At 69.9% G+C, this 15,731-nt stretch carries 17 protein-coding genes, 1 tRNA gene and 1 other RNA gene; 6 read left to right on the forward strand and 13 right to left on the reverse strand.

Features of this window, described 5'->3' with window-relative positions:
- Position 1 precedes the first annotated feature (1 nt).
- Positions 2-83 (forward strand) — tRNA-Leu (locus HMPREF9062_RS09560).
- A gap of 170 nt (positions 84-253) precedes the next feature.
- Here HMPREF9062_RS09560 and HMPREF9062_RS12970 read toward each other — a convergent pair.
- Positions 254-976 (reverse strand): excalibur calcium-binding domain-containing protein, encoded by a 723-nt coding sequence (locus HMPREF9062_RS12970; RefSeq protein ID WP_009749914.1) that lies wholly within the window; start codon positions 974-976, stop codon positions 254-256.
- 179 nt (positions 977-1,155) lie between these two features.
- Between HMPREF9062_RS12970 and rph the strand changes: the two genes are divergently transcribed.
- Together rph and HMPREF9062_RS09575 are read left to right on the forward strand one after the other, a co-directional pair.
- Positions 1,156-1,950, forward strand: coding sequence for a ribonuclease PH (gene rph / locus HMPREF9062_RS09570; RefSeq protein WP_009749915.1), 795 nt, complete (start codon positions 1,156-1,158; stop codon positions 1,948-1,950).
- Positions 1,947-2,624: a non-canonical purine NTP pyrophosphatase gene (locus tag HMPREF9062_RS09575; protein ID WP_009749916.1), complete on the forward strand. Its 678-nt coding sequence runs from the start codon at positions 1,947-1,949 to the stop codon at positions 2,622-2,624. Before rph ends, HMPREF9062_RS09575 begins: the two co-directional genes overlap by 4 nt.
- Positions 2,625-2,740: 116 nt before the next feature.
- Here HMPREF9062_RS09575 and HMPREF9062_RS09580 read toward each other — a convergent pair whose 3' ends face one another.
- Genes HMPREF9062_RS09580 through clpS form a run of 5 tightly spaced genes read right to left on the reverse strand, consistent with a single transcriptional unit; the run spans position 2,741 to position 6,013 of the window.
- Positions 2,741-3,226: a hypothetical protein gene (locus HMPREF9062_RS09580; RefSeq protein WP_009749917.1), complete on the reverse strand. Its 486-nt coding sequence runs from the start codon at positions 3,224-3,226 to the stop codon at positions 2,741-2,743.
- A gap of 22 nt (positions 3,227-3,248) precedes the next feature.
- A complete protein-coding gene (locus HMPREF9062_RS09585; RefSeq protein ID WP_009749918.1) occupies positions 3,249-4,061 on the reverse strand; it encodes an MBL fold metallo-hydrolase in 813 nt (270 codons plus the stop codon).
- Positions 4,058-4,969 carry a glutamate racemase gene (gene murI / locus HMPREF9062_RS09590; RefSeq protein WP_009749919.1) on the reverse strand — a complete coding sequence of 304 codons (912 nt, stop codon included), beginning with the start codon at positions 4,967-4,969 and terminating at the stop codon, positions 4,058-4,060. The genes HMPREF9062_RS09585 and murI overlap by 4 nt, the downstream gene beginning before the upstream one ends.
- A gap of 43 nt (positions 4,970-5,012) precedes the next feature.
- Positions 5,013-5,696 carry a DUF2017 family protein gene (locus tag HMPREF9062_RS09595; RefSeq protein ID WP_009749920.1) on the reverse strand — a complete coding sequence of 228 codons (684 nt, stop codon included), beginning with the start codon at positions 5,694-5,696 and terminating at the stop codon, positions 5,013-5,015.
- Positions 5,696-6,013, reverse strand: a complete 318-nt coding sequence (clpS, locus tag HMPREF9062_RS09600) for an ATP-dependent Clp protease adapter ClpS (protein WP_009749921.1) — start codon at positions 6,011-6,013, stop codon at positions 5,696-5,698. Before clpS ends, HMPREF9062_RS09595 begins: the two co-directional genes overlap by 1 nt.
- Before the next feature lie 81 nt (positions 6,014-6,094).
- On the opposite strand from clpS, the gene HMPREF9062_RS09605 reads away from it, so the two are divergent.
- A complete protein-coding gene (locus tag HMPREF9062_RS09605; protein WP_009749922.1) occupies positions 6,095-7,489 on the forward strand; it encodes a nicotinate phosphoribosyltransferase in 1,395 nt (464 codons plus the stop codon).
- Between the two features lie 250 nt (positions 7,490-7,739).
- Here HMPREF9062_RS09605 and HMPREF9062_RS09610 read toward each other — a convergent pair whose 3' ends face one another.
- Entirely contained in the window at positions 7,740-9,404 is a 1,665-nt protein-coding gene (locus HMPREF9062_RS09610; RefSeq protein WP_253270695.1) for a DEAD/DEAH box helicase, read from the reverse strand.
- Here HMPREF9062_RS09610 and HMPREF9062_RS13785 point away from each other — a divergent pair.
- Positions 9,394-9,516 (forward strand): hypothetical protein, encoded by a 123-nt coding sequence (locus HMPREF9062_RS13785; RefSeq protein WP_291455331.1) that lies wholly within the window; start codon positions 9,394-9,396, stop codon positions 9,514-9,516. The two genes, HMPREF9062_RS09610 and HMPREF9062_RS13785, sit on opposite strands and share 11 nt — an antisense overlap.
- Before the next feature lie 37 nt (positions 9,517-9,553).
- Here the strand turns inward: HMPREF9062_RS13785 and HMPREF9062_RS09615 are convergent, their stop codons facing one another.
- From HMPREF9062_RS09615 to ssrA, 5 genes are all read right to left on the reverse strand, one after another.
- Positions 9,554-9,934, reverse strand: coding sequence for a DUF3039 domain-containing protein (locus tag HMPREF9062_RS09615; RefSeq protein ID WP_009749925.1), 381 nt, complete (start codon positions 9,932-9,934; stop codon positions 9,554-9,556).
- 155 nt (positions 9,935-10,089) lie between these two features.
- Positions 10,090-11,847 carry a hypothetical protein gene (locus HMPREF9062_RS09620; protein WP_009749926.1) on the reverse strand — a complete coding sequence of 586 codons (1,758 nt, stop codon included), beginning with the start codon at positions 11,845-11,847 and terminating at the stop codon, positions 10,090-10,092.
- Positions 11,823-12,623, reverse strand: a complete 801-nt coding sequence (locus HMPREF9062_RS09625) for an ABC transporter ATP-binding protein (RefSeq protein ID WP_009749927.1) — start codon at positions 12,621-12,623, stop codon at positions 11,823-11,825. The genes HMPREF9062_RS09620 and HMPREF9062_RS09625 overlap by 25 nt, the downstream gene beginning before the upstream one ends.
- Positions 12,624-12,869: 246 nt before the next feature.
- Positions 12,870-13,151 (reverse strand): HU family DNA-binding protein, encoded by a 282-nt coding sequence (locus tag HMPREF9062_RS09630; protein WP_009749928.1) that lies wholly within the window; start codon positions 13,149-13,151, stop codon positions 12,870-12,872.
- A gap of 285 nt (positions 13,152-13,436) precedes the next feature.
- Positions 13,437-13,807: a transfer-messenger RNA gene (gene ssrA / locus HMPREF9062_RS12630) on the reverse strand.
- 262 nt (positions 13,808-14,069) lie between these two features.
- Here ssrA and HMPREF9062_RS09635 point away from each other — a divergent pair.
- The gene (locus HMPREF9062_RS09635; protein WP_009749929.1) at positions 14,070-15,053 is read left to right on the forward strand and encodes an aldo/keto reductase; all 984 of its coding nucleotides are present in this window, start codon (positions 14,070-14,072) and stop codon (positions 15,051-15,053) included.
- Between the two features lie 33 nt (positions 15,054-15,086).
- Here HMPREF9062_RS09635 and smpB read toward each other — a convergent pair whose 3' ends face one another.
- Positions 15,087-15,614: an SsrA-binding protein SmpB gene (gene smpB / locus HMPREF9062_RS09640; protein ID WP_034254131.1), complete on the reverse strand. Its 528-nt coding sequence runs from the start codon at positions 15,612-15,614 to the stop codon at positions 15,087-15,089.
- Positions 15,615-15,731: the final 117 nt, after the last annotated feature.

The following is a 15,731-nucleotide window of genomic DNA, read 5'->3' on the forward strand; positions in this document are numbered from 1 at the left end:
GGCGCGAGTGGCGGAATTGGTAGACGCCCCAGATTTAGGTTCTGGTGCCTTCGGGCGTGAGGGTTCGAATCCCTTCTTGCGCACCCCGCTCCCGTCCCCGCTGCCGGGCTCGGCCCAATTTCGCACCGATCCGGCCGTATTTCGCGCCCAAGCCGACCTGGAGCTCATCGTCCTCCGCCCGCTGCGGACGGACGCCCGCAGCGGGCGCACCCCATCCGGTGCGCGGAGACGACGAATACCTCACGCGAGCAGCTCACTTCTCGCAGGCGATCCCGTCGTGGTCGCGATCCAGACCGGGCCGATAGCCGGGTTCGCCCTGGTACAGCGGAGCCGCTCCCGCAGCCTTCGCCTCCTTGCAGCTTCTGTAGTACACACCCCCCGGTTCGGGTTCCTGGGGCTGAGCGGGTTCGGGTGCGGGTTCGGGTTCCTGGGGCTGAGCCGGCTCGGGTGCGGGTTCGGGTTCCTGGGGCTGAGCCGGCTCGGGTGCGGGTTCGGGTTCCTGGGCCTGAGCCGGCTCGGGTGCGGACTCCGGCTCCGTGGCCACCGCCGATGCGGAGGCGGATGCGTCCGCGCGATCGTGGCGGACCATCAGAGTGATCGGTTGATCCACGGGGGCCTGCGTGTCCGCCTGCGGACCCTGCGCGGTCACCGTCCAGTCGCTCTCCTCCTGCACGGTCTCCTCGCCGTCGACATCCGCGTACGTCGGCTTCTCAGTGAACCCGGCCTCCTTGAGGGTATCGGCCGCTGCATCGCCCTTCATACCGACGACGTTCGGAACCGCAACCGTCACCTGTCGGGTGGGAGTGGGGCTGGAACTCGCGGATGCGGTGGCAGTGACGCGCGCAGCGGGCTCGCTGCAGCCGGCGAGCACCGGAACGATAACGATGACGAGAGCGAGGAGTCGGGCGCTGACGGGCAGCGCCCGAATCCTCGAAGGCTGCGGACGAATCCCATGGGGCCTGGGCACGATCGGCATGACGCACTCCTTAAGATGTGAAGAACCAAGACCCTCTAAATATAAACATACACATTGCTAGATCAATCCTAGAATTTAAGTTTTTAGGAGATCGTGACCTGCTTCGCGGACTGTTCCCGCACGGTCACCGTCTCCGCGAGCGATGAGGTCGATGCCCCGGAGGCGGGTAGCCTGGCGCCGTGACTGACACCGGAACCCGCAAAGACGGGCGCGCCGCCGATGAACTGCGCCCCGTCACCATCACCCGACACTGGCTGGACCACGGCGAGGGCTCGGTGCTCATCGAGTTCGGCCGCACCCGCGTCCTGTGCGTGGCTTCCTTCACCGAAGGCGTGCCGCGCTGGCGCAAGGGCGGAGGCGAGGGCTGGGTGACGGCCGAGTACGCCATGCTCCCCCGCGCGGGCTCCGAGCGCAGCGGCCGGGAATCGGTACGCGGAAGGATCGGCGGTCGCACCCACGAGATCTCCCGGCTTATCGGCCGGTCCCTACGTGGCATCATCGACGTCGCCGCCCTGGGGGAGAACACGATCGCTCTGGATTGCGACGTCCTCCAGGCCGACGGCGGCACCCGTACCGCCGCCATCACCGGTGCGTACGTGGCCCTGGCCGACGCCATCGCCTGGGGCACGGCGGGCGGGCACATCCGGCCGCGAGCCGGCAGGCCGGTCCTGTCGGACTCGCTGAGCGCGATCAGCGTCGGCATTATCGACGGCACTGCCTGCCTGGACCTGCCTTACGAGGAGGACGTACGCGCCCACACCGACATGAACGTCGTCCAGACCGGTGACGGGCACTTCATCGAGGTGCAGGGCACGGCCGAGCACGTCCCCTTCGACCGCGATGAGCTGTGCGCCCTGCTGGATCTGGCCGCCAAGGGCAACACCGAACTGGCGGCCCTCCAGACGAAGGCCCTGTCCGGCCCGGCGGACGTCCCCTTCACCGTGCGCTCCACCGACGACGGGACTGGAGCATGACGCCTCCCATCACGGCGGTCCCGCAAGGCGCGCGCCTCGTCCTGGCCACGCGCAACCCCGGCAAGCTGGCCGAGTTGCGGGCGATCCTGGCGCCACTCGTGCCCGGTCTGGACCCGTCCTCGATCATCTCGGCAGCCACCGCGGGCGTCCCCGAGCCCGTCGAGGACGGACTCACCTTCACGGCCAATGCCGAGATCAAGGCCCGCGCCCTGGCGGACGGCACCGGCCTTCCTGCCGTCGCCGACGACTCGGGCCTATGCGTAGATGTCCTCGGCGGCTCCCCGGGCATCTTCTCGGCCCGCTGGTCGGGTCGACACGGCGACGACGCGGCGAACCTGCACCTGCTGCTGAACCAACTTACCGACGTGACGGATCCGCACCGCACGGCGCGCTTCACATGCGCCGCCGTGCTGATCGCACCGGGTCCGGATCCGGGCGATGAGCCGGCTGTCACCATCATCGAGCGATCGATGGAGGGACGGCTGCTGGGCGAGCCCCGCGGCGGGGGCGGCTTCGGCTACGACCCGATCTTCGTGCCCGTTCAGGAGGACGCACCCGGCGGCGCCGGGCGGACGACGGCGCAGATGAGTGCGATCGAGAAGAGTGCGATCTCCCACCGCGGTCAGGCGTTCCGCGAGCTGGCGCCCGTACTGGCAGAGCTGCTGGCATCCTGAAGAGCAAGGGCCTCAAGAGAGGACCGCACGTGACGGCTGGTCCCGCGGCACCCCGCCCGAGGCCCTGGACCATCCGCCGCCCCCACTCCGCGCCCGACAGCGGGAGCGGACCGCCCTCACCCATCATCGACGGGCCGGTCCGGGGCCTGTCGGTTCTCCTCGGCGTCGAGCCTGCGCTGGACCGGCTCGGGCACCAGCGAGTCGTGAGCCTTGGCATAGCCGTACAAGCAGCGCCACCCCGCCTGGAGAACAACGAGGAAAGCCGCCAATACCGGAGCGAAGGACGCGAACGCTCCGCCGGCCAATCCGTGTCCGACCGTCCACACGATCCACGTGGTGCCGATGACGATTCCGCCCTCGGGCCATAGGGCTTCGAGGTGGTCGCGGCCGCGTCTCAATCCCCATGCCACCGGCCATGCGAGGGCGATGGAACCGACCCCGCGGACGAGCAGCCCGAGGGTCCGCGAGGTCTCGTGCGCCGAAGCGGCCGTGAAGAGGGCCACGAGCGACACCGTCACCAGATCAGCCGGAACGACGAGCCACCACCGGGTGCGCCGCCCCCGGGTCCAGGGGCGATCCGGTCCATCGGGGACGGCGGGCATGTAGCGCACCGGTACCGTCACCTCAGACCTGCCAGCTGGCCCCCGAGGTCGCGGCCTCGAGCGGTCCGGAGTAGACCTCGGCGGCCTCCTTGAGCGTGTCGGCCGGATCCGTCCACGGCTGGATGTGGGTCAGCACGAGGCCGCCCGCGGGCGTACGCCCACCCTCACCGCTCGTGCCCGCGGCGAGCTCGCCGGCGCGCCTGCCGGTCAAATGCATCCCGCGATAGGTGTCGCGCCCCTCCAGGAAGGCGGCCTCGGACAGCAGCAGATCGACGCCGTCGGACATGGCCTCCGCACCGGAGCACAGGTCAGTGTCCCCGGTGAAGGCCAGACTCACCATCCGTCGCCCATCCCGGCCAGGCCCCTCGATGCGGTAGCCGTAGGCCTCCACCGGATGCAGGGCGGTGTAGGGAGTGATCGTCATCGGTCCCACCCGCACCGTCTCGCCCGCCACAGCCGTGCGGAAGGAGAACTCGGAGGCGTAGGTCTCCTCGGGCGCGGTGCCGTCGACACCGTTCAGGCGCGTCCGCAGCTCGCTGGGCCCCAGGGTGAGCACGGGCCCCAACGCTCCGGTCGGGTTCCACCGTCGGAAGACGTGCATGCCCACGAGGTCGACCATGTGGTCGGCGTGGCAGTGGGAGATCGCGATCGCATCCAAGTCGGCCGGGTCGAGATAGTGCAGCATCTGCCCCATCGACCCCGGCCCCAGGTCCAGGATCATCGACCACGTCCGCTCCCCGTCCGGGCCCGGGCCGTCGGCCTGCACGAGGTAGGAGGAGGCCGAGGAATCGGGACCGGACATGCTTCCGGCGCAGCCGATGACCGTGAGCTTCATGCGGGATCCTTGCTCAATTCTTCGGGGTCCGTACGGGGGACGCGATCGTCGGCGGTGACAGGGACGATAGGGGCGGGAGCCGGAACGTCGGAGGAGAAGACCATGTGCGTCGACCCGGGTACCGAGTCCACCCGCGAAACCCGTCCGACTTCGGGTCCCAGGAACCTGCGCGCCAGGACCGCGAAGGATCCGGGATCGCCGGTGGAGCGGAACTCGTGGCGCGGCGGGGCGGCGTCGGGATCGCGCAGCAGATCGCGCCGGGCCAGCTCGCGGTAGACGTCCTTGGCGGTTTCCTCACTCGAGGTCACCAGAGTCACATCCTGGCCCATCACGTAGGAGATCGGTCCGATGAGCAGCGGGTAGTGGGTGCATCCCAGAATGAGGGTGTCCACATCGGCTGCCTTGACGGGAGCCAGGTAGTCCTCAGCGGTGGCGAGCACCTGCGGACCGGTGGTCACCCCGCGCTCGGCCAGTTCGACGAAGCGTGGACAAGCCTCGGAGAAGAGCTCAACACCGGGGACGGCCTCGAGCGCATCGGCGTAGGCGCGCGAGTCGACGGTGCCCTGGGTGGCGATCAGACCGATACGGCCGTTGCGGGTAACGCGGGCGGCCGCTCGAGCGGCGGGATGGATGACCTCGACGACGGGGACGCCCCTATCCTTGGTGTAGCGGCGCCGAGCGTCGTGCAGGACCGCCGCCGACGCGGTGTTGCAGGCGATGACGAGCATCTTGACGCCCGCATCGACGAGCTCGTCCATGACACCGAGCGCCAGAGAACGAACCTCGCTGACGCTCCTGGGGCCGTAGGGGCTATGGGCGGTGTCCCCGATGTAGAGGATCTGCTCGCCGGGCAGCTGGTCGAGCACGGCCCGTGCCACCGTCAGGCCTCCGACCCCGGAGTCGAACATCCCGATCGGCGCGTCATTCACGCACCTGAGACTAGGCGGCGGCTCAGCCGGAAAGCAGCACGGTTACCAGTGATTCCTGCCACCAGGTCAGCATGTCGTAGGACAGAGCGATACCGCGGCGCCAGCGGGCATCGTCGTTCTCGCTGCTCGGAGCCTCCTGCCAAGCAACGGCGTGGACGTCATCAGCAGCTTCGGGTCCGTCGATGTCCAACCGCTGCGCCAGCACGAGGCGCACGTCATTGAGGGCGCCGAGCCACTCCTGCTCGTGCCCGCGGACGACGCGAACCGCGCCCCCGCCCCCGGTGGGCTCGAGCAGCTCGGCGATGGCGGCCTCCAGGCGCTCGTACTTCAGGGCGCGCAACCGCGAGCGGGTCAGATCCGCCACTTCGAGTGCGATGTCAGGATCCTCCGATGCGTCGGGCAGCAGCATGTCGAGGACGGGAGCGAGCGCCGGCGGGGTGGACGACGGCGGCCGGGGCTCGCGCGCCGGCGGCCGGGCCACCGGGCCCGGATCGAAGTCCAGGGCGGCCAGAACGTCGCCGTCGCGGGGACTCTCCCCCTTCCGCTGCCCGGAGTGCGGCGGAGCGGCGCTGCGAATGCCGCCCAGAGCGGACTCGTCCGCGGCCAGCAGCACGGCCACCTGCTCGAGCAGGCCCGCGAGGTACTCGCGCTCCCAGGTCTCCAACCGGCTCTCCCACCCGTCGGCCGCCTCGACGAAGCTTCGCATCAGGGATTGTCCCCGTGCTCGTCGCAGTCATCGGCAACCGGTTCGAGGGTAGCGCGCAGGCCGTAGGAGTGCATGGCGGTGACGTCGACCTCCATGCGCTCGCGCGCGCCGGAGGACACGGTGGCGCGCCCGGTGGTGTGCACCTGCATCATGCGGCTTCGCGCCAGGGGCAGGGAGAAGTGGAAGTAGGAGTGGAAGACCCAGGTGACGTAATCCATAGTGTTGACCGGATCGTCATGGACGACCGTGCGCCACAGGGACTGGGAGACGGTGCGCGCGCGCTCCCCGACGTCGGGCTCGACGACATGTGCACTCATGTGCCCCAGCCTAGCGGCCGGAATGAATGCTGTGGTCCAGGCGCCGTGTGCTGATCCGGTTTCCAGGATAGCTTGGGAGTCATGACACCTACGCAGCACGCCGCGCTCGACCCGACAAGCCCCTCCACCTCCCTACTGACCGACATGTACGAGCTCACCATGCTCCAGGGGGCTCTTCACTCGGGAGCCGCCGAGCGCGCGAGCGTCTTCGAACTGTTCGGGCGGCGTCTGCCCTCCTCCCGGCGTTTCGGAGTCGTCGCGGGCACGGGCCGCCTCCTGGAGGCCATCGAGGAGTTCGTCTTCACCGGCGCCCAGATCGACTTCCTGCGCACCGCCGGCATCGTGGATGACACGACGCTGGACTACCTGCGCGAATACCGATTCTCGGGCACGATCCGCGGGTACGCCGAGGGCGAGTGCTACTTCTCCGGCTCCCCCCTGCTGACCGTCGAGGGCACCTTCGCCGAGGCCTGCATCCTGGAGACTCTAGCCCTGTCGATCTACAACCACGACTGCGCCGTCGCCTCGGCGGCTTCGCGCATGACGATCGCCGCGCACGGGAGGCCCTGTGTGGACTTCGGCGCCCGACGCGCCCACGAGCGGGCGGCGGTCGCGGCGGCCCGCGCGGCCGTCGTCGGCGGCTTCGTCGCCACCAGCGATCTTGAAGCGGGCATGCGCTATGGGATCCCCACGGTGGGGACTTCGGCGCACTCCTTCACCCTGCTGCACGATTCGGAGGAGGACGCCTTCACAGCCCAGGTCGCCAGCCTCGGCCCGAGCACCACGATCCTGGTCGACACCTATGACATCGCCCGCGGCGTGGAACGGGCCGTCAAGGCAGCCCGGGGCGCCGGCGGCGAACTCGGGGCCGTGCGACTGGATTCCGGCGACCTGGTCGCCGAGGCCTTCAAGGTGCGCGCCCAGCTCGACGCCCTGGGCGCCACGACGACGAGGATCACGGTGACCAACGACCTGGACGAATACGCGATCGCCGGACTGGGCGCCGCCCCGGTGGACTCCTACGGGGTGGGCACCAAGCTCGTCACCGGCTCGGGACGCCCGACGGCGGAGCTGGTCTACAAGCTCGTCGAACGGGAGGGGACCGACGGCGTCATGCAGGAGGTCGCCAAGTTCTCCGAGGGGGGCAAGGCCACCGTCGGCGGGCGCAAGTGGGCGGGACGGGTCCTGGACACCGCGGGGACCGCCACCGAGGAGCTGGTCCTCTCAGCCCGCGAGCAGGGGGAGGCGCTGGGCGCCTTGAAGCGGGAGGGAGGGCGCCCCCTCCAGGTCGAGCTCGTGCGCGACGGCGAGGTCGTTGAGGAGCACCGCGGACCGCGGGCGCTCACCGCCGCGGCCGAACGCCACCGGGCGGCACGGGCAGAGCTTCCCTACGACGCCTGGAGACTCAGCGAGGGCGAGCCCGCCGTGCCGACCCGTCACCTCGAGCTCGACGGCCGCACCGCACTGCGTGAATGATGCTCCTGCGCCCCGCCAGGCACGACGCCCCCGCATCGGACGCTGAGCGCGGGGACCGATCCATATATCTTCCCCGCCCCTCGGCGTACCCGGCCATTCGGGATCCTTCTCTCCCGCAAGACGACACGTGATGAGCTCCGGAATCGCATTCACCATCAGCATCGCCCCGCGCACGATCGCGCGCCCCGCTCCCGCGACGCGTCGTGGCCCGCGACGGCCGTACGACGTCGTCGCCCGACCCCGGTAACCCTCACCGCTTCCCGACGAACCAGCGCCTGAGGGTGTTGACCCGTCTCTCGATCTCTTCGGTGGAGGCTCGCGCCACCTCGGGTCCGCCGCACACGCGGCGCAGGTCGTTGTGGACGACGCCATGGGGCTGGCCGGAGCGGCGCGCCCAAGCGGCCACGAGCCGGGAGAGCTCCTTGCGGGCCGACGCCCGGCGCCGGGCATCATCGATCCCGGAGTCGTCCCGGCGCTGGGCGGCCGCGGCGGCCCGGCGCTCGCGGGCCTCGACCTGCTTGTCCTGGCGCTGGCGCAGCAGGGCGGTGACCTGCTCGGGCTCGAGCAGGCCGGGCAGACCCAGGTACTCCTGCTCCTCAATGCTGCCCACCACAGCGCCGGTGCCGAACTCACCGCCATCGAAAAGCACACGATCGAACTCGGCAGTGGAATCCATCGCCTCGAAGGCGCCGAGAAGATCGTCGCTGGCCCGCTCCTCCTCATTGGCCTCAGCGATGAGTCGATCCTCGGGGCCGGCGAACAGACGATCCCTCTCAGAGCGGGGCCGGCCCAGAACATGGTCGCGAGCGAGCTCCACCTCGTTGGCCATCTCCAGCAGAGGGGTCACCGAGGGCAGGAAAACGCTGGCGGTCTCACCCCTGGCGCGTGAACGCACGAAGCGTCCGACCGCCTGGGCGAAGAACAGCGGCGTGGAAGTCGAGGTGGCGTAGACGCCGACAGCGAGGCGGGGCACGTCGACGCCCTCGGAGACCATGCGCACGGCCACCATCCAGCGGTCCCGGCCGGCCGAGAAGGTCTCGATGCGGCTGGAAGCGCCGGTGTCATCGGACAGGACGACGGTGGCGGCCTCGCCGGTAATGGCCCGCAATCGCCCCGCGTAAGCACGGGCCGAGCCCTGGTCGGAGGCGATGACCAGGCCTCCGGCGTCGGGCATCTGGCGGCGCACCTCGCTCAGCCTCTGGTCGGCGGCGGCCAGAACCGCGGGGATCCACTCGCCCTCCGGGTCGAGAGCGGTGCGCCAGGCCTGGGTCTGAAGATCCTTGGTCAGCGGCTCGCCCAGCCGGGCGGCGACTTCATCGCCGGTTCTGGTACGCCAGCGCATTCGGCCGGAGTAGGTCATGAACATCACCGGGCGCACGACCCCGTCGCGCAGGGCGTCGGCGTAGTCGTAGGAGTAGTCGGCCCGTGAGCGCCTGACTCCGCCGGCCTCCTCGACGTAGCGCACGAAGGGTATGGGCGACTCGTCGGAGCGGAAAGGTGTGCCGGTTAGCGCGAGCCTGCGGCGCGCCGGTGCGAAGGCCTCCCGCATAGCGTCACCCCAGCTGCGCGCGTCCCCGCCGTGGTGGATCTCGTCGAGGACCACTAGGGTGCGGGTGGCGTCGGTGCGAGCGCGGTGAAGGGCGGCGTTGGCGGCGACCTGCGCGTAGGTCAGGGCGACGCCGTCGAAATGGGAGCCCAGCACCCCCTGGGAGTTGACGTAGGAGGGATCCAGACGGATGCCCACGCGGGCCGCGGCCTCGGCCCATTGGTACTTCAGGTGCTCAGTGGGGCATACGACGGTGACCTGGTGAACATCACCGGCGGCGAGTAGTTCGGTGGCCACGCGCAAGGCGAACGTCGTTTTGCCCGCACCGGGCGTGGCCACGGCGAGGAAGTCCTCGGGCATGTCGGTCATGTACGTCTTCAGCGCGGCCGCCTGCCAGGCGCGCAACGACCCCGATGTTCCCCAGGCGGCGCGCTGCGGGTACGCGGGCGAGAGGCTCTCAGCGGCGAAGATGGAGGGTTGAGTCGGATTGTGCCGGCCCTGGGAACCTCGTGCCGGATTCACCGACCGCCCCGCGAGAAGGGCAGGCGCGGGAAGCGGCGACCGCCCCCGCCGGAACCATCGTCCCCGCTGGAACGCATCTCCTCGTAGATCTGCTTGCAGGTCGGGCACACGGGATACTTCGACGGGTCCCGCCCCGGAGTCCACACCTTGCCGCACAGGGCGACGACGGGGCGCCCCGTCGTCGCGGCCGCTGCGATCCTGTCCTTGCGCACATAGTGCGCGAAGCGGTCGGCGTCGCCGTCGTCGGTGGACTGGAGCTCCTCGCGCTCGAGCACGGCCGTGCCCACGGACCGGCCGGGCTCGGCGGCGGGGTCGCTAGGGGCCACAGGACCCGCCGGGTCGTCGGCGGCGCGCGGCCTGAGGAGGTACTGACGCATGCGGTCAGTGTAGGACGCCGTGCCTCACCGGAGTCGCGAGGCGCGTGTGCGAAGGCTCTCGCCGCGCCGAACGCTCCCGGAAGCGCCCTGCCGCCCCGTCCGAAAAGCGCCCCGTAATCCGGACGGGACCGGCCCGGGCTACGGTCAGCGGGTCTCTAGCGGGTCTCGGCGTGGCCGGGCCAGGAGCGCACGGTGGTGAGCACCGAGAGCCAGCGCCGGTCCAGCGTACGGCCGCCGACGACCACACCCGCCCAGGCGAGCCCGGCGCCCCACAGGACACCGACGATCAGAAGCGCCCAGCCCCACTGCCAAGCTCCCAGGAGCATGAGGGCGCAGATCCCGGCGACAACCGGCAGCGCGAGCACGGCGACGGCCAGGAACCCGATCATCTGAACCAAGGAGGCCACCAGGGTCATGCCCGAGGTCCGCGACTTCAGCGGGCTCGCCCCCGGTGCGGTGACCTCGTAGGGCATGATCGCCCCCATGACGCTGGACCAGGCCAGCGCGGCGCCGTAGAGCCCCAGCTGCGCCCCGACGACGGCCGGCACGATGTCCCAACGACCGGTCCACGCGCCGAAGCCGATGGTGATGACCGCGATGAGGGGCAGCTGCCACAGGGCCGCCGCACTCACTCGCCCCAGCCGGTCGTCACGGCCGCGCACTCCGGCACTCAGGTGCATCCACTGGGCAGTGGAGTCATAGCCCAGGTCGTCGTGGATTCCCCATCCGGACACCAGGGCGACGAAGACCGGCACACCCAGCAGACCCGCCGGGGCCCGGCCGAGCGCCATGCTGGCCGGGGCCGTCTCGAAGCCGACCTCGCCCTGACCGCCCCCCGGGAGGCCGTGCCGAGCATTGAGCACCATCACAGTACCGAGGACGAGTACGACGAATATGCTGGAGACCGCCAGCACCAGGTAGCGCGGGTCGGTGCGCCAGTAGCGCAAGCACCGCGCCGTGATCGCGGCGGCTGGCGAGGGCAGCGACCGTGAGAGTCGCCGATGCCATGGCAGAGGGGTCACCGGTTCTGGGACGGACGCGCTCTCCCCGCTCCCGCGATCCCGGACACCCGTTGAACGCCTCGGGCGACCGCTTCGGCCGATGACTCGGCCGCCCCCGGACATGACGCGCCCCACAATCCTGCCCCACGCAGGGGCCAGCGCAATCGGAGAAGCCAGGGCGCCCAGAGTCAGGACCAGTGCCTGGACTGCCTGTCCCCGAGCGAGACAGCCCGGTGCTGCGAAGGCCCAGCCGAAGGGGCTCAGGGAGAGCACCCGGCCGATCGTCATCAACCCGGCGGTGCCGGGCTCCTCGGCGCGCGCGGCGACAAGGTTAACCGCACTCGGCAGGAGGCCTGCCCCGATGACGACCACCCCGCCCACGGCTCCGACGATATCGCGGCTTCGGCGCGAGGCCGACGCGCCGGAGCCGATCACGACGACGCGGGAGAGCAGCACGCACGTCGCCAGAGCGGCCGGAGCCAGGAGGAGAGCGAGCCCGGCGGCGCCCCAGCGTCCGCCCAGCGCCCACACCAGCGCGGGCAGGAGGAAGCAGACGGCCGTGACGATGCCGGGGATCCCGGCGGCCCCGGCCACGGCGAGCCCGCACGCCAATGACCGCGAGGGCGCGATCCATACAGCGAGCGCCCGGGGGTCGAGCGTCGAGTCGACACCTGTGAGAAGGAGCGGCACCAGGGCCCATCCGAGCACCGTCAGCGCCCCCAGCCCGCCGATGGCGGTCGCCGCCACGGCCGTCGACTCGTGCAGGCCGAACGCGACCGCCGCCGCGACCATCGTGATGATCGCGCCGGCGGCCCAGGCGGCGCCGATCACGGCGGCCACCATGATCCAGACACTACGACGCAGGGCGTTGAAGGTCAGCCTCCACCTCAGACGGATGAGGGTCGCAACCACGACAGGTCCTCCTTCGCCTCCGGCGCCCCGACCAGCTGAGTGAAGCGCTCCTCCAGGTCCATGCCCGCGGCGACCTGGGCGGTGGTGCCCGCGGCCACGACCCGGCCGACGTCGATAATGGCCACGTGAGTGCACAGGCGCTGCACGGTCGTCATAACATGGCTGGAGATGATGACGGTGCCGCCGTCGGCGGCGAAGTCGGTGAGGATCGCCTGGATCACCCGGGCGGAGACCGGGTCGACAGCTTCGAAGGGCTCGTCCAGGACGAGCACGCTCGGCGAGTGGATGAGGGCGCAGGCGAGGTTAACCTTCTTACGCATGCCGGCGGAGTAATCGGCGACGAGCGCACGGCCGGCACCGCCGAGATCCAGGACGTGGAGGAGCTGGGTGGCGCGGGCGACGACGACATCGCGCTCCAGGCCGCGCAGCAGACCGGCGTAGGTGATCAGCTCGAGTCCGGTGAGGCGGTCGAAGGTGCGCAGCCCGTCGGGAAGGACGCCGAGCCGCGCTTTGGCGACGCCCGGCCGGGCCCACACGTCGGTGCCGTGGACCGCGGCGCGGCCGGCGTCGGGAACCAGCAGCCCGGTGGCCATGGATAGAGTCGTGGTCTTGCCCGCCCCATTGGGACCGACCATGCCGTAGATGGAACCGGTGGGAACGGTCAGGGAAAGCATATTGACGGCGATCTTCTGACCGAAGGCCTTGCATAGGCCTTGCAGAGCGAGTGCCGGAGAGGCATCCTCCGACCTCCGAGGCGGAAAGCGAATGTCATCCATGCCGGCGAGGCTATGAACACAGTCTCCTCCGGCGCCTCCTGCTCGGGGATGAACCGTTCGGGAAGGCGGTCATCCGTCGAGCTCACCGCCGCGCCTCCGTCCGGGAAGTCGAAAGGCCAGCCGCCCGCTCGGCCGACGTCGGTGCCGCTCACGACGAGATGACGAAGGCGCGCCACCCGCTGGAGGTGACGCGCCTTGACGTCCATGGTCTGCCGCGCTCAGCGGCACCGGGTCCTCATGCCGGGGTCACTTGGCGACGGCCTTCTTCAGGGCGGAGCCAACGGTCAGCTTGACGCCGTAACCGGCGGGGATCTGGATCTCCTCGCCAGTGCGGGGGTTGCGACCCGTACGAGCGGCTCGCTCGACGCGCTCCACACCCATCAGGCCGGTGATCTTGACGGCCTCGCCCTTGGCGACGTTCTCGACGAGAACCTCCTGGAAGGCGCCCAGGAAGTCATCGGCCTGAACCTTGGTAAGTCCGGCCTTCTCGGCGATGGCGGCGATGAGCTCAGTGCGGTTAACGGACATGTATCTGCCTCTCGGTGGTTGGTGGACACCAGGTGCGGTGCCGTTGGCGGCAACGCTATGCATAAACGGGCCGTTTTGTCAGATATGACGGCGTTTCTCGCGGCGTGGCGCGGTCGTTTGTGATCTATAGCGACCTCGTTCGTCACATGAGCCACATTCGCCACGGTAATCGGGTACGGTCGCGCCATCCCGAGTGATCACCCTCCCCGAGTGGGGACGACCGACACCCGGCGAAGACGGCCGGAGCCCTGGGGCCACGAGATTTCGTGGCCCCAGGGCTCCGGAACGTGGAGATGGGGGGAATCGAACCCCCGTCCGACGGTGGTGCAACAGGACTTCTCCGGGTGCAGTCCGCTCACGAGTTTCTCAGCCCCGGCATCTCACGCGGACAAGGACACCGACGGGCTCAGCTGCCTGCATGTTCCAAGGCCCCCGACAGCGAAGGACCTCAGCAGTGGCTTCCTGGATGACGCCAGGAACCGGGGCGGAAGCGCTCCCCGGGCTGACGGACCTCGGAGCTCGCTCAGGCGGCGAGGGCGAAGTCGGTGCGAGTGTTATCGGCACCTATTGGTTCGCACAGAGCGTTAACGAGATGACTGCGCGTCCTCGACCCGCTTCTCCTGAACCCACGACCGTCGTCGAAACCGATCATCCCCTGTGGAGTTGCCAGTTGTCACCGGCGAACCAGAAGGCCACCGGTACCTGTCCGCATGCGGACAGGAAGTGACTGTAGCAGAATGGTCGCCGTCCGTCACCCGCCTCATTGCACGACGCGCATGCGCCGTCGAGGCGGGCTCGGGGTGGATGTGCCTTCACGATGCGCGCATCGCATCCGCGAGACTGGCATGATTGTCCCATGGGTCGCCAGCCTCGGACCCCGGGGAGTGCGAAGGCTCCAAGAGGCCTGAGGAGGGTTGTGTGGACGATCGTCCGTTCACAACGCTGGGGCGTCAGATCCGCGTCGTCGGCACCGGCACGTGGCAGCTGGGCGTCGACCAGGGCGAGGTCGGTCTCGACGAGGCGGCCGGGACGCTGAGCTGCGCGTGCCAGACCGGCGTCAACCTCGTCGAGACCGCGGACGTCTACGGCGACGGCCGCTCGGAACGCTTCGTCGGCCGGTTCCTCGCCGAGCACCCCGGAGCCGGACTCGCGGTGGTCACGAAGACGGGACGCAGGCTCCCCCCGACTCCCGAGTCCTACAGCCGCGACAATCTCCTGTCCTGGAACGATCGCTCCCGGGAGAACCTCGGCGTTGAAACCATCGACCTTGCCCAGATGCACAGCCCGCCGAGCAAGGTCATCGAGGCCCCGCGCGTCTGGGAGGTACTCGATAACATGGTCGACGAGGGGAGGATCCGCGCCTACGGAGTGAGCGCGGAGACCTGCGAGCAGGCGCTCCAAGCGATCGGGCACCCCGGCTGCGCAAGCGTGGAGATTATCATCAACGTCTTCCGTCATAAGCCGCTGGAGGAGGTCGTGCCCGCCGCGCGCGAGACGGGCACGGCGGTGCTCGTCAGGGTCCCTCTGCCCGAGGGCCTGCTCTCCCATAATCGCCGCCGAAGCACCGACGGCACGCCGCCCCGATTCGATCCAGCCGCCGCTGTCGACGCCGGCCGGATCTTCACGGTCGTCCCCGAGGATGTGGGGGCGCAGGCGGCCCGCGAATTCGCCGGATTGTGCCGCGAGCTGGTGCCCGAGCACGTCCACCCGGTTCAAGTCGCACTGCGGTGGGTCCTCGACCAGGAGGGGATCACATGCATCCTGCCCGAGGCCCGCAGTCCCCACCAGGCGCGGTTCAACGCCCGGGCCGCCGCGCTGCCCCCGTTGAGCCGGGACATGCACGCCGCTGTAACGGACCTCTACGACCGGCTCATCCGCATGCACGTCCACAACCACTGGTAGGCGCGATCACCGGCAGGACGAGCCGCGACACCATCAGCCGCGGCGCCGGTTGGCGGCCGCCAGAGCGCGCGCAGCCTCCCGCTCGTCCTGGGCCTCGCGGAGCGCCTGACGCTTATCCCACACCTGCTTGCCCCGCGCCAGAGCGATCTCGAGCTTGGCCCGCCCGCGAAGGAAGTACAGCTCCAGGGGCACGATCGTGTAGCCCTTGGCGCTCACCCGCTGCGCCAGACGCTCGAGCTGGGAGCGATGGAGCAGCAGTTTGCGCCGACGGCGCGGCGCGTGGTTGTTCCACGTGCCCTGAAGGTACTCGGGGATATGGGCGCCCTGAAGCCAGGCCTCACCGCGGCGGTCGACCTCGATCCACGCCTCGGTCAGGGAGGCGCGCCCCATCCGCAGTGCCTTGACCTCCGTGCCGGTGAGCACGAGCCCCGCCTCGTAGCGATCCTCGATGACGTAATCATGGGTCGCTCTCCTGTTGCGGGCGACTGTCTTGCGGGCGTCGGAAGCGGCTTTAGCGCGCTCTGCCGGCGTGGGTCTTCTCCGTGCGGGCCTCCTGGCCACGAGAGCCTCCTCCCCGGTTCGGTCCTGGGCGCGCCGTGCGACTGACGGGCACGACGCCTCAGCCTACGCGGCCGGTCATGACGGTCAACTCGCCGGGGAGCGCCGAGGGCCGATCTC

Origin of the sequence: Actinomyces sp. oral taxon 448 str. F0400 (assembly GCF_000220835.1) — a bacterium.
In the GTDB taxonomy this organism is placed as follows: domain Bacteria; phylum Actinomycetota; class Actinomycetes; order Actinomycetales; family Actinomycetaceae; genus Actinomyces.